Here is a 12,808-nt window from a genome sequence, read left to right as displayed (position 1 = left end):
ATTTCAATCATTAATATTAAAGTAACTGTATAAAATCGAATAAAAGTTATTGATATGTATAAGTTTAAGCAATTTTAGACTTATTAAAGCATAACTTGATTAATGAATAAAAAGCTGTTATTTATCATAAATTTTTTAAGTTTTATAAATCGGAGATCATCCAAAATAAAATGCTTTCCAAATCTCTATGTTGTGATATTTCTAAATTACAAGCTTCTGTCAAGCGAGATAACATCGAATAAGATTATATAATATGACCTTAATTAAAAAAAAGCAAAAAATAGATATGCAAATAAATTGTTACAAATTCTTTTAATAGAATTCTTTTTCGATACAACTTAACTTTATGAATTTCACACTTCTCCAATCTTTTCTTTAAAAAATAAAGTTGAATTGCTAATTACAAGCTTACTTATTTCTAGAGAAATTTCATTAAGTGAACAATTCAACTCATTTCTGAACCATACTTGATAAAGATTAATTATCCCCCCTGCAAAAAAATTAATTCGAATGATAAAATCAGATGATTTTTTTATCTTTTCCGGTATATCACTATCATTCTTTAAATATTTAGTAAAGATACTCTTGAGCTTTTCAAGAAATTGTTCTGAACCTCTTGCATTAATGAGAATTCGATAAAATTCTAGATCTTTTTCCAAATATCTTGAGATTTTTAAGAGAAGCGGAAGTGGATTCTGAAAGAATTTTTTATATTGAAATTCACCTAAGAATTCCATCATCTTCCCAATAATTTCATTTTCTATCTGCTCAATAACTGCCCTCTTATCCTGGTAGTGGGCATAAAAAGTTCCTCTGTTTATGTCTGCGCGGGTAACGATATCCGTAACTGTAATTTTCTCCAGATCCTTTTCCTGCATCAATTCAACAAAAGCTTGACGTATTAATTTCCGAGAACGAATGGCACTCTTATATTCCGCTTTTTTCTTCATGAATTTATTCCTCCTGAAAAATTTTTTAAAAATCCAATAGATCAATACTATTTGTTTCATTTTGTATATTCAGAATAAAACTGATTATTGTGATAAACACTAAAGTTAATTATAATACAGGTATAGTTAATTTTCAACGCATGTTTAAATTCGAACATGTGAATAAAATTGAAAGGATGATTATTTTATAAAAAATTATGACCGTATTCATGCAAGAAAGCCCGAAGGTATCAAATCACGTCACGCATTTATCGTAGGAGGCGGTATTGCCGGACTTTCCGCTGCTGCTTTTCTTACAGAAGATGGACATATACCCGGCAAGAATATTACAGTATATGATCAACTACCGGTAGTAGGCGGCTGTATGGATAGCTCTGGAAACGCCGTTGACGGCTACATCAGCCGCGGTGAACGAGAATTGGAACCATACATGGAATGTCTTTGGTATCTCTTTGCTATGGTACCTTCTTTGGAAGAAGAGGAGCGAACTGTCCTGGACGAAACCCGTTAATGCAACAAGAATTTGCCTATCTATGCAAACAGGCGCCTATTTCAAAATCAATTTCAACCAAGAGATATTTCTTCTCTCAGACTTACGAAAACCGACATGAATAATATGGGCAAGCATGCTTGCATTTCAGCCTTATCACAGCCTTATTGAAATGAAGCGTTATACAGTCCGTTTTATGCAGCACTTAGACGGAATCGAACATTTGAAATGTAAGAAATGTATGAAATCACATTAGCATAAAAAACTGTTATGTATAATAATCATGAAAAATTGAATATAAATAATCCCTATTTATGTAAAATTTCCTCTTTCATAAACTTAGCAATTAATTTATCTAATTTCCAACTTGATACCCCTTGAGTCAATTCCTATTAATTATTGTATTAACCCATTATAAAAATCCTATTTTTATTCCAATTAAAAATCCTATTATTCCAATTATAATTGAGCTTAAGATATATACAAATGCGTTTAATCTCTCATTATTCTTGAATAAATTAAATCCTTCATACATAAATGTAGAAAAAGTGGTATATGCTCCCAAAAATCCATCTCCGAGAAATGAATATATATTTGTATTAATTTGAGCTGAAGTTAAAATTCCAAGCATAATGGCTCCTGTTATATTTATTATAAAAGTTCCAAAAGGAAACCTGGTGTTGAGGTGAGTTGATATAACTTTCCCAATACCATATCTTACGATACTTCCCAATATACCGCCTGTCCCAATTAGCAAATAATTCATATTCATTTCCTCCTATAACTCATAACTCAAACTACCTTGTCTGTGCATCCCGAACCTGTTCATCATAATCTGATTCATTATGATGATTCTTTGTTATCCTTGAATTGAATCTGCTTCCGGCAGCTGCACCTAAATATGCTGCTGTAAGTCCTAAAAGTACTGACATGAGCATATAAAATACTGCCGCATAATAGTATTGTCCGCTGATTAATCTTACCGTCTCTTTACACAATGTAGAAAATGTTGTATATGCTCCTATAAATCCTGTTGAAATTCCAAGTTGTATATTCTCGTCAATTTTTAATACCTTAATCGCCACTGTAAGCACAAAAGCCAACATAAAACTTCCAGTAATATTTATAAATAAAGTATCCAACGGCATTGCAATATTGTAATTGAACATATGAATATTTTTTATAAAACTTCTTAATATAGCACCTAGAAAACCACCAATACCAATAAAAATATATTTTCTCATTTGTCAATTTTCCCTTTCCTTTTAATATGTCATGTCCTATTTCTGATCCAGCTTGAAAAGAAACATAAAAAACTTCTACCCATAATAGTAGAAGTCATCAATCACAAAGGATATTTAAAGGTAAACTTCATTACCTAAAATTTTAAATTATGTTTTTTATGTTATCATAAATTAGTACACATATCAATATGCAATGAAATAAAAAAGCATAAAATTTTTTTGTAAATACCTCTTTGCAGTAATTCTATTTTAAATTTTAAAACGATTTAATTCTTTCATTGCAGGAAAAATCATATTTGACTTGTGACAATATTTGAATAAATTTTTTTATTGCCGGATTATTATTCGATTTTCTCCAGGCTGCAATAACATCAAAGGAATATTGCCCCCCTTTAAGTGGTATAAAACAAACTTTTTCACTGGCATTAGCTTTGAGTTTTCGGGGGACAATTGCAATACCATATCCCGCTTCAACCATCAGCAACGAAGAATTTATACATTTATATCGAATCTTTCTATCTTGAGATAATTTTTCCGAATTGAACATTTCATTTACAAAGGTTGCATATCCATTAAAATTATCATTTGAAGGCATCAAAATACGTTCTGAATTCAGTTCATGAATTGTAACATTTTCCAGTTTGGCCAAAGGATTATTAATATCTACTGCAGCACAGAGAATATCCTCATATAACTTGCATGTGTCACACCAGGATAGAATATCTTTATCAAAATCAACAGTCATAATTAAATCCAGATCATTATTTTTAAGCTTTTGAGCCAATTTACCATATTCACAAGATATTAATTTTAGTTCAATATAGGGATAATGTTTTTTAAACAGCCGTATAGATGCTGCAAGAATATCTCTGGACTGTGCATATAAATAACCTATTTTCAGTTCCATTTTAATTCCATATACTGCCATTTTTACTTTTTTCATACCTTCATCATATCGATTTACAATAGCAGTAGCCTCTACCAAAAATAATTTTCCTATGGCAGTTAATTCAACACCATGGTGGTTTCTTATTAACAAAGTCAAGCCAATTTTCTTTTCCAGCAAAGCAATATGCTTACTTAGGACAGATTGTGTAATATAGAGCTGCTGCGCTGTTATACTAAAATTCAAGTTTTTAGAAAGCACAATAAACTCACGCAATAAGCTAATTGGCATTTCCTATTTCCCCTTTTTATACTTAAATATGTCCCTGTAATAATATATTCTTTGAAATAGTTTACATCATCATATATATTAAAAGGCACCTCTATTATTAAAGTACCAGAATCGATGCTTGTAATCAATTTTAAATTATTATATAATTAATTCAAAAATGGAATAGGTGGATATGATGACGGAAGAACAATTAAAATATTTTGTAACTATAGTAGATACCGGCAGCTATATGGAAACTGCTTTAGAATTAAATATTGCTCAATCTTCTGTTAGCAAACAAATACAGGCCTTAGAACGTGAATTAGGTGTTCAACTCTTTAATCGGCAGCATAGACATGCAGAATTAACAGATGAAGGAAAGCAATTATTACCTCAGGCCAGACATACATTAGGGGAGATCTGCCATTTAAAATATATGTCACAAAAGCTACAGCCCGGATATAAGTATAGAATAACAGTGCTGACTTTACCTGTCATGAGTTATTTTGGTTTCTACATTCCAATAAGTCGATTCGAATTGGAAAATCCCTCATTTTTAATCAATCTCAAAGAACTGGAAGAGCCGCAATTATTTCATAAATTGCTAAGTAACAATTTTGACATAGCCTTAACCTATTGGGATGAACAAAATCTATCCAACAGTAAAAACATTTTTGTTCCCCTCTCCACGGATGAAATTGTTTTAGCTGTCCATAAAGACAATCCTCTGGCAGAATCAAGCCATATTACTCCAGAACAATTAAAAGGTATCTCTCTCATGTTAATGGAAACTTATACGTGTATATCCGGTTTATGTATGGCTTTCTTTGAAGCACATCATATTGTCCCGGATATTATATTCAGAGGGAGACCTGACACTATTTTGGGCGGCGTAGAAGCTAAACTCGGTGCTGGTTTAATAACACGTAAATTATCTGGTAATTTACCGGATAACAATATTGTTTTAATACCTATTTCACCTAGTCTTCCGGCTATACTAGGTGCAGTTGTCAATAGACATAGTGAAAAAAATCCTAGAATCAAAGAATTAGTTAATATGTTAATTGATAGAAATAACGAACAGTCAAAATGAGCTTTCTTAAATCTATTTTTTCATTATGCTGTCTATCTCCTCCATTGTTTCTTGAAAATCATCATTAAAATTGTTTTCCATAATTATATCAGCTTGATCTATAACCTCACTTGCCGACTTTTTCATCTGACAATTCCGGGAATTTTTTATCATAATAAAAGCACCTGGATTAACGACAGTCCGCAGACTATTTGATTCACATACTATAAGAGCATTTTCAGGTATCCGGGTGATAAATGCCTGAAATCCTTCATATATACTACCTTCCAACGTTTTTAGCCAGTAGACCTTATCCGCTCCTGCAGTTAATAGTAAGGATGTATCTTTATTATTGGATGCATCCAGCTCCTCTGTTATTTGAAAATTTCCCTTTAAGCTTGAGCACACCCCGCAACCTTCTCCTCCATGTATGCATTTTTTATTTTTGTCATGAATAGTTGTGACTTTTAATCCTATCACCGGTCTGATTAATTTATATTTACTTATTATTGAACTGGCAAGAGTAGTTTTTCCGCTGTTTCTAGCAGTTGATCCAATTAAAATCATGTTGGGTACATTATACTTCCTAGTCACTGTCTCATTCACCTCACTATCAATTTATCAATCTGCCGCCTTGGAAAGCTATTTATTATAAAAATGAGTAAATTCTCCCGTCATCCTCCTATAGCTGCCATATTTCTCTCTATATACTTTCCATCCTCCAGATCATGCTCTTTAGGCTTGTTCTTAATTAAGCCCACTATTATTTTCTTCAAGTCTTCTCCATTTCTCAATGCGGGTCTTAAATCCATTTCATCATTTGAAAGAAGACAATTTTTGACCTTTCCATCTGCCGTCAATCTAACTCTGTTGCAGTTTTTACAGAACTTACAGGAAATAGGACTTATAAATCCTATTCTCCCTTTCCCATCAGGTAATTTATAGTAATCGGCTGGTGATGACACATCTTCCTTTGTAATTGCCTTTAATTCTTTAAATTTATCCAAAATCGCTTTACTGGATATAAATCTATCTAATGACCAGTCTTTTGTATGTCCTATAGGCATAAGTTCAATGAATCTAATATCTATTTTTTCATTCTTTGTCAGATTGATAAAACTCTCTATTTCACTATCATTAAATCCACCAACCAGAACCGTGTTTAATTTTACAGGTGCAAGTCCTACCTTTCTGGCCTCTTCAATTCCTTCAAGAACATTTTTCAGGCACCCTCCCCTGGTTATATCATAATATTTCTTTTTATCTAAAGTGTCCAAGCTGATGTTTACTCTATTGAGCCCTGCATTTTTTAAATCCCTGGCGTACTTTTTAAGAAGTATTCCATTTGTAGTTATGGCAAAATCTTTAATCCCTTCTAGATCACTTATATTTTCAATTAAATTTATGATACCTTTTCTGACCAGGGGTTCTCCCCCTGTTATCCTTATTTTATTCACTCCAAGTGACACAAATATTTTTGCTAATTTATATATTTCTTCCAGTCTTAATATCTCATAATGCTGTATTTTTTCTATGCCCTCTTCAGGCATACAGTACCTGCATCTTAAATTACATAAATCCGTAACAGATATTCTCAAATAATTTATATTTCTTCCATATGAATCTATCATATCATTCCTCCTCAATCGTTTTCAATAGTTACTGAACATTTTTTCTATTCTTCAAAGGCATAAAGATTTATGTAATATGCTAAAAGATATCACAGTTAGTACCCATGGTCAATCTTAAATTATTATATGATCAATTCAAAAACGGAATAATCCGGATATGATAATGGAAAAACAGGCAGAATGTTTTACAGTCACAATGAAGGCCTGCAGTTATTCTTTTTTGGAATAAAGAGTTACTTTTTTTGAATTTGAAACCGAATTCACATAATGCTATTTTAGAACTAGGCAGTATTTTATTCATTGACAGTATTTAAAATTATTCATTAGTAAAGGAGGTAATTAAATGGAAGAACAAAAATCAAACAAAAAAGATTTTCTCAGTGCAATAAATATACCGGGAATTACATCAGCATTAGATCATTCAGAAGGACTGGTTAAAAGCGCTACAATACTGGATGAGACAACATCCTCAGCTAAAATTGTCAGAACATGCTGCAGAGCATGTATTTCCAACTGCGGCGTTATTGCCCATGTGAAGAATGGTCGAGTAGTCAAGCTAGAAGGCGATCCTGAAAATCCAATGAGCAAAGGATCAATGTGTGCCAAGGGACTTTCTGGTATACAAGCTCTTTATAATCCAAATCGTAATAAGTATCCACTGCTGCGAGTAGGCAAACGGGGTGAAAATAAGTGGAAGCGTATTTCCTGGGATGAAGCCATTGATATTCTTGCCCGAAAGCTTATGAAAACCCGTGAAAAATATGGGGCAGAAGCCGTGCTTTGCTCTACCGGAGGAGGTGGAAATCCTGAGTTTTGGAGTATCGCCAGATTTTGTAACGTATTCGGTACTCCCAACTGGTTCGAACCCGGCTGTGCCCAATGCTACCTGCCGCGTATTCTAGCCAATAATTTGATGTATGGTGGTTCTGACTATAGTATCGCCGATTCAAACTGTCTGGAAATTTACTACACTAAAGATACACCAATGAAATGTCTGGTCTTATGGGGAGCAGCTCCTTCCTACTCCAGTCCAGCCATGGGCGGAGGCGCCGTTGCAGACCTTCGGGCCAATGGAGTAAAAACTGTTGTAATCGACCCTCGAATGACACCAGATGCAGCAAAAGCTGATGTCTGGTTACCTATAAGACCCGGAAGTGACGTGGCACTATTACAGGCTTGGACTCGCTACATCATTGACAAAAACCTTTATGATAGTGATTTCGTCCTGAAATGGACAAATTTACCTTATCTTGTAGATGTCAAGACCAAGATGTTCTTACGTGCTAATAAAAGCAATGAACCAGAAATTCCGGATACCTTTATGGTGTGGGACACAAAAACCAACTCGGCCAAACCGCTTGCCTACCCCTGGAATGATGATCTGACTCCTGCACTGGAGGGCAGTTTTAACGTGAATGGAGTTGAATGCAAAACCGGTTTTCAGCTCTTAAAGGAGAGAGTGGAACCTTATACTATTCAAAATGCAGCAGAAATCTGCTGGCTTGATGCAGATAAGCTTGAAGAAGCCATTAATATATATGCTCAAAATTCTCCTGCAGGTCTCTGCCTGGGCGTTGCCACTGACCAAAGTCCTAATTCAGTACAAGCAGCTATGGCAGCAGTTATTCTCAATGCGCTGATGGGCAACATCGAAAGGCCAGGATCACTGATGCAGCGCTTTAAAACAAGTGGTGTTATTCCCGGTGATGCCGCTGTTTCCACATATATAGTACCAGCTGCCCGTAAAATGCTTCCAGAAGAACAGCTCAAAAAGCGCTTGGGCGGTACCGAATACAAAGGACTTCTATTTTGGTGGGCGGGCCATCCTGCCAGTGTCAAGAAAGCAATCCTTACCGGAAAACCTTATAAACCAAGAGTTTGGATTGAACGTTCCGGCAATAAGTTTGCCAATGTGGCCGATAGCAAATCATGGGTTCCCGCTATTAAAGAAATGGAATTTGTTGTGCATATGTACATGTACCCTACTTCGTTCTCCAATTATGCAGATATGCTCCTTCCTGCCGCAGAATGGCTGGAGACAGATATGCCTGTAGAATCCTGCAATAAGGTTTTCGCCAGACAGGCTGTTACTCATCTTTGGGAAACCATGGATGAAACACTGTTTTGGTCAAAGCTGGCAAAACGCTGTGCAGAGCTTGGACATGAAAACTGCAGGAAAGCATTTGATCCAGAATTTATGGGCGGTGATCTTCCCTACTGGAAGGATATGAATGAACTTCTCAATCGCTGTACAAGTGCCTTTGATATGACATGGGATGAATTCAAGAAAAAAGCTCCTTTTGAATTTCTTCCTAAAAATGAATGGAAACAGTACTATGTCTACAAGCAGAATAACCCAAAGACAGGCAAGCCAAGAGGATTCGATACACCTTCCAAGAAAATTGAACTCTATTTGGAGAGTCTCATTACCTTAGGAAGAACGGGAATGCCTTACAGTACTTGTGAACTGCCTCCTGCTTCAAAAGACTATGACCCGCTGCCATACTATCTGGAACCTTCTGAAAGTCCTATTGAAGACAGTGAGCTTGCTAAAAAGTACCCTTTGGTTATGACCAATGGGAGACTTCCATTTTATCATCATTCAACCTTGAGAAATGTTCCATGGCTGCGTGAAATGTACCCCGTTCCTGAGATCTGGATTCACCCGGAAGCTGCAAAAACCTACGGCATTTCCCATGGAGACTGGGTATGGGTGGAATCACTAAGAGGCAAGATCAAGGCAAAAGCCAATGTGACAAAGGGCATAAATCCTGGTGCCGTATATATGGAACGTTTTGTTTTCCCCGAAAATTACCATACTGAAACAGAAGGATGGCGTGAAATGAACGTCAACGTACTTTCAAAATCAACTGCTCCATACAACGATGTTGTGGGGACCTACACTTTAAGAGGATTTCTCGTAAGGGTTTCAAGAGCTGAGGACGGTCCGCCAAAAGGAGTCTGGACTAAACCTGAACAGTTCAAGGCATGGCTCCCTCAACCATCCGATCCTACGGAGGTGGTTAAATAATGAAACAAAATGTTTTGGTAATTGATTTAGACAGGTGTATCGGCTGCTATGGATGCAGTGTAGCATGTAAAATGGAGAATGGAGTTGCACTGGGTTCTTCGAGAAATAGAGTACTGACCATAGGTCCTACAGGAACATATCCGGATGTACAGATGTATTGGCTGCCGGTTATGTGCCAGCAATGTGCTGATCCTGCTTGTGTCAAGGTCTGTCCTACAGGGGCATGCTATAAACGCAGTGACGACGGTGTTGTTCTCATTGATCAGGAAAAATGCATAGGCTGCAAGAGCTGTCATAGAGCCTGTCCTTATGAAATAAACAACTTCAACAACGAAATGAGAGTAATGGATAAATGTACTCTGTGCACTCAATTGACAGAAAAAGGTGAAAAACCTGCATGTGTAAAAAATTGCTCAGGCAGGGCCATGATTTTTGGCGATATCAATGATCCGGACAGCGATGTATCCCTGGCATTAAAAGAAGCTGGCAGTGAAAATGTATATAGTCTTCGGGATGTTGGCACTCACCCTTCTGTTCGATACATTTTGCGCCGTGACAAGTGGATTGATGTTATCCCGCAGGAGTGCAGCCAGCAGGACGGGAGGAAAAGATAGGTGAATAAGAATCCAGAGTACCTGACACTTATGAGAAACCGTGAAAATTTGTATCGTTTTTTGGAGCGCCTTTATAAATCAGAAGTGGATGAACCCTTATTTATGCAGATGAAAAACATGGACTTTCCTGTAGATTGCTGTGAAATTGAACTCAGGGAAGGATACCAAATGCTTGGAAAATATCTGGATAATCATGGTAATACTGCATTGACTGACCTGGCTGTAGATTATGCGCAAATTTTTCTTGCTGCAGGAATAGCGGAGGGTTCTGCTGCATTTCCCTATGAGTCGGTGTATACCAGTGAAAAGAAAATCATGATGCAGGATGCCCGGGATAAAGTGATGACTATATATGCGGCAAAGGGTCTGAAAAAAGATGAGGAAAAGCTGAATCTCTTTGAAGATCATATATCCCTGGAACTGGAATTTATGGCATTTCTATGTCAAGAGGCACAAGAAGTTTTGAATATACAGGATGAATCAAAATTTTTGCCCTGTTTAAAGGAACAGATGAATTTTTTAAGTAAGCATTTATTGAATTGGGTTCCAAGCTTCTGCAGTGATATAGAAAAGTATGCCGATACAGAATTTTACAAGGGGATTGGAAAAATCACCAACGGCTATTTGCACTTGGACAATACAATTCTGGAAAGTTTAACGAATTAGCTGCAAATATAATTTATAAAAAGATAGGAGGGGTAATCATTGGGTTATTATGTGAGTTCGGAAAGAATGGACAAAATAATCGATGAACTTAAAAAAGAATACAAAATATATGCTCCTAAACGCTTTGAAAATCGCGGTTGGAAGCCTAATACCGACCTAATACGCTATGCTGAAATCAATTCGGTATCAGAGATCGTCTATGATGAAAAATCTGATTTTTCACCGAAAGAAGTCTTTTACCCTATTAGTCAGACACTTCTTTATTTTACGGAAGATAAATGTATTGAGAGTAGTATTGATGACAGTAAAAATATCATTTTATTTGCCCGCCCCTGTGATATTAACGGCATCAAGAGGCTGGACACTATTTTCCTGAAAAACGGCGATAAAGAGGATAATTATTATAAGCGATTACGTGATAAAATAAAGATCTTCATGATGGAATGCCGGAAAGGATGGGATAATTGTTTCTGCGTTTCCATGGGTTCAAATCGGACTGACAATTACAGCGCAGCTGTAAGATTTGAAGACAACGGCCTATTGATAGAAGTAAAGGATGAGGAATTTAAAAAATACTTCAGCGGGGAAACCTCAAGGGATTTTACTCCTGAATTTGTTCAGCAAAACCAAACAAAAGTAAAATTACCTAAAATAGACAATATTGATCTCTTGAGAAAAGTTTACAACTTGAAATTATGGGATAGCTTCAATACAAAGTGCATAAGCTGCGGCGCCTGTAATACAGTCTGTGGTACGTGCAGCTGTTTTGACACTACGGATATCATATACAATGAAACAAGCCGCAGGGGAGAGAGAAGAAGAGTATGGTCATCCTGCATGCTTGAAGAATTTACAACTATGGCAGGTGGACATAAAGTTAGAGAAACAGCCGGTAAAAGAATGAGATTTAAAACCCTGCACAAGGTTTATGATTACAATGCCCGTTTTGGCGGTACAGAGCATATGTGTGTAGGCTGCGGCCGCTGCAGCCGCCGATGTCCAGAGGAGATTTCATTTTCTGATACTATCAACAGTTTGAGCGATGAAATAGAAAAAATATCAAGTGAAGAACCATCATCCAGGGAGGTGAATAAATAATGACCAATATCACCTTACCTGCACCTTATAAAATTCTAGATGTGATACATGAAACCAATGCCGAATATACCTTCAGGGTTGCATATGATAAGGACAATATCAAGTACGGACAATTTTTTCAGCTGTCAATTCCCAAGGTAGGCGAGGCCCCCATATCCGTAAGCGGCAAGGGAGCTGGATGGCTTGAATTCACAATTCGAAAGGTAGGCAGACTTACAGAGGGAATTTTCGGCCTGCAGCCTAATGACACACTGTTTATGAGAGGTCCCTATGGTAACTCCTTCCCCCTAGATAAATTCAGGAACAAAGACCTGGTGGTAATTGCCGGCGGTACCGGCTTCGCTCCAGTCAAAGGCCTTTTAAACTACTTTTATGAACATCCAAAAGAGATCAAATCCATAAATCTAATTGCCGGCTTCAAAGATATCGACTGCGTTTTGTTCGAGTATGATCTTAAAAAATTCAAAACTGTATTCAATACAATCTATACCTTAGATAATACTAAAGTAGATGGATTTGAAACTGGAATGGTTACAGCGCACATTAAAAAGATTCCATTTAATACCTTTAAAGACTATAATGTTATTATAGTTGGTCCTCCAATAATGATGCACTTTGCGGCTAAGGAATGCCTTGCAAATAGTGTGGAAGAATCCAAAATATGGGTTTCTTTTGAAAGAAAAATGTCCTGTGCAGTAGGCAAGTGCGGACACTGTAAGATAAACGAAACCTATGTCTGCCTGGAGGGACCGATTTTCAACTATACTAAGGCCAAGGATCTGCTGGACTAGAAATTAAGTTTTCTTATGTAGTTGTTCAAAATCAACCTATGACTATTCATGGAAAAATCAGACAA

14 protein-coding genes and 1 riboswitch are annotated in these 12,808 nt (G+C 36.2%); of the genes, 8 read left to right on the top strand and 6 right to left on the bottom strand.

Features of this window, described 5'->3' with window-relative positions; all coding sequences use genetic code 11:
* Nucleotides 1–353 precede the first annotated feature (353 nt).
* Nucleotides 354–950, bottom strand: a complete 597-nt coding sequence (locus CLLU_RS11975; RefSeq protein WP_106010020.1) for a TetR/AcrR family transcriptional regulator — start codon at nt 948–950, stop codon at nt 354–356.
* A 187-nt stretch (nt 951–1,137) separates the two neighbouring features.
* On the opposite strand from CLLU_RS11975, the gene CLLU_RS19540 reads away from it, so the two are divergent.
* Nucleotides 1,138–1,461, top strand: a complete 324-nt coding sequence (locus CLLU_RS19540; RefSeq protein WP_106010019.1) for an oleate hydratase — start codon at nt 1,138–1,140, stop codon at nt 1,459–1,461.
* Nucleotides 1,462–1,576: 115 nt separating this feature from the next.
* Entirely contained in the window at nt 1,577–1,696 is a 120-nt protein-coding gene (locus CLLU_RS19535) for an oleate hydratase (RefSeq protein ID WP_146127601.1), read from the top strand.
* A gap of 156 nt (nt 1,697–1,852) precedes the next feature.
* Here CLLU_RS19535 and crcB (CLLU_RS11965) read toward each other — a convergent pair whose 3' ends face one another.
* From crcB (CLLU_RS11965) to CLLU_RS11955, 3 genes are all read right to left on the bottom strand, one after another.
* Complete coding sequence (gene crcB / locus CLLU_RS11965) at nt 1,853–2,206, bottom strand: fluoride efflux transporter CrcB (protein WP_106010018.1); 354 nt, start codon at nt 2,204–2,206, stop codon at nt 1,853–1,855.
* Between the two features lie 31 nt (nt 2,207–2,237).
* Nucleotides 2,238–2,684 (bottom strand): fluoride efflux transporter CrcB, encoded by a 447-nt coding sequence (gene crcB / locus CLLU_RS11960; protein WP_106010017.1) that lies wholly within the window; start codon nt 2,682–2,684, stop codon nt 2,238–2,240.
* 81 nt (nt 2,685–2,765) lie between these two features.
* A riboswitch (Fluoride riboswitch) is annotated at nt 2,766–2,828 on the bottom strand.
* Between the two features lie 112 nt (nt 2,829–2,940).
* Nucleotides 2,941–3,861 (bottom strand): LysR family transcriptional regulator, encoded by a 921-nt coding sequence (locus CLLU_RS11955; protein WP_106010016.1) that lies wholly within the window; start codon nt 3,859–3,861, stop codon nt 2,941–2,943.
* A 175-nt stretch (nt 3,862–4,036) separates the two neighbouring features.
* On the opposite strand from CLLU_RS11955, the gene CLLU_RS11950 reads away from it, so the two are divergent.
* On the top strand, nt 4,037–4,933 hold the full coding sequence (locus CLLU_RS11950) for a LysR family transcriptional regulator (protein WP_106010015.1): 897 nt from the start codon (nt 4,037–4,039) through the stop codon (nt 4,931–4,933).
* A gap of 12 nt (nt 4,934–4,945) precedes the next feature.
* Here the strand turns inward: CLLU_RS11950 and CLLU_RS11945 are convergent, their stop codons facing one another.
* On the bottom strand, nt 4,946–5,506 hold the full coding sequence (locus CLLU_RS11945; protein WP_242977586.1) for a hypothetical protein: 561 nt from the start codon (nt 5,504–5,506) through the stop codon (nt 4,946–4,948).
* Nucleotides 5,507–5,586: 80 nt separating this feature from the next.
* Nucleotides 5,587–6,543: a GTP 3',8-cyclase MoaA gene (gene moaA, locus CLLU_RS11940; RefSeq protein ID WP_106010014.1), complete on the bottom strand. Its 957-nt coding sequence runs from the start codon at nt 6,541–6,543 to the stop codon at nt 5,587–5,589.
* A gap of 343 nt (nt 6,544–6,886) precedes the next feature.
* On the opposite strand from moaA, the gene CLLU_RS11935 reads away from it, so the two are divergent.
* The 5 genes from CLLU_RS11935 to asrB are packed head-to-tail and all read left to right on the top strand — an operon-like array spanning nt 6,887 to nt 12,743.
* Nucleotides 6,887–9,574, top strand: coding sequence for a molybdopterin-containing oxidoreductase family protein (locus CLLU_RS11935; RefSeq protein ID WP_106010013.1), 2,688 nt, complete (start codon nt 6,887–6,889; stop codon nt 9,572–9,574).
* Nucleotides 9,574–10,188, top strand: a complete 615-nt coding sequence (locus tag CLLU_RS11930; protein ID WP_106010012.1) for a 4Fe-4S dicluster domain-containing protein — start codon at nt 9,574–9,576, stop codon at nt 10,186–10,188. The genes CLLU_RS11935 and CLLU_RS11930 overlap by 1 nt, the downstream gene beginning before the upstream one ends.
* Entirely contained in the window at nt 10,189–10,854 is a 666-nt protein-coding gene (locus CLLU_RS11925; protein ID WP_106010011.1) for a TorD/DmsD family molecular chaperone, read from the top strand.
* Nucleotides 10,855–10,893: 39 nt separating this feature from the next.
* Nucleotides 10,894–11,952, top strand: coding sequence for an anaerobic sulfite reductase subunit AsrA (asrA, locus tag CLLU_RS11920; RefSeq protein ID WP_106010010.1), 1,059 nt, complete (start codon nt 10,894–10,896; stop codon nt 11,950–11,952).
* Nucleotides 11,952–12,743: an anaerobic sulfite reductase subunit AsrB gene (asrB, locus tag CLLU_RS11915; RefSeq protein ID WP_170065757.1), complete on the top strand. Its 792-nt coding sequence runs from the start codon at nt 11,952–11,954 to the stop codon at nt 12,741–12,743. The genes asrA and asrB overlap by 1 nt, the downstream gene beginning before the upstream one ends.
* The last annotated feature ends 65 nt before the right edge of the window (nt 12,744–12,808 follow it).

Origin of the sequence: Clostridium luticellarii (assembly GCF_002995845.1) — a bacterium.
GTDB lineage: Bacteria > Bacillota > Clostridia > Clostridiales > Clostridiaceae > Clostridium_B > Clostridium_B luticellarii.
Note: the sequence above shows the minus strand (reverse complement) of the source record. Positions and strands in the feature narration are given on the sequence as shown.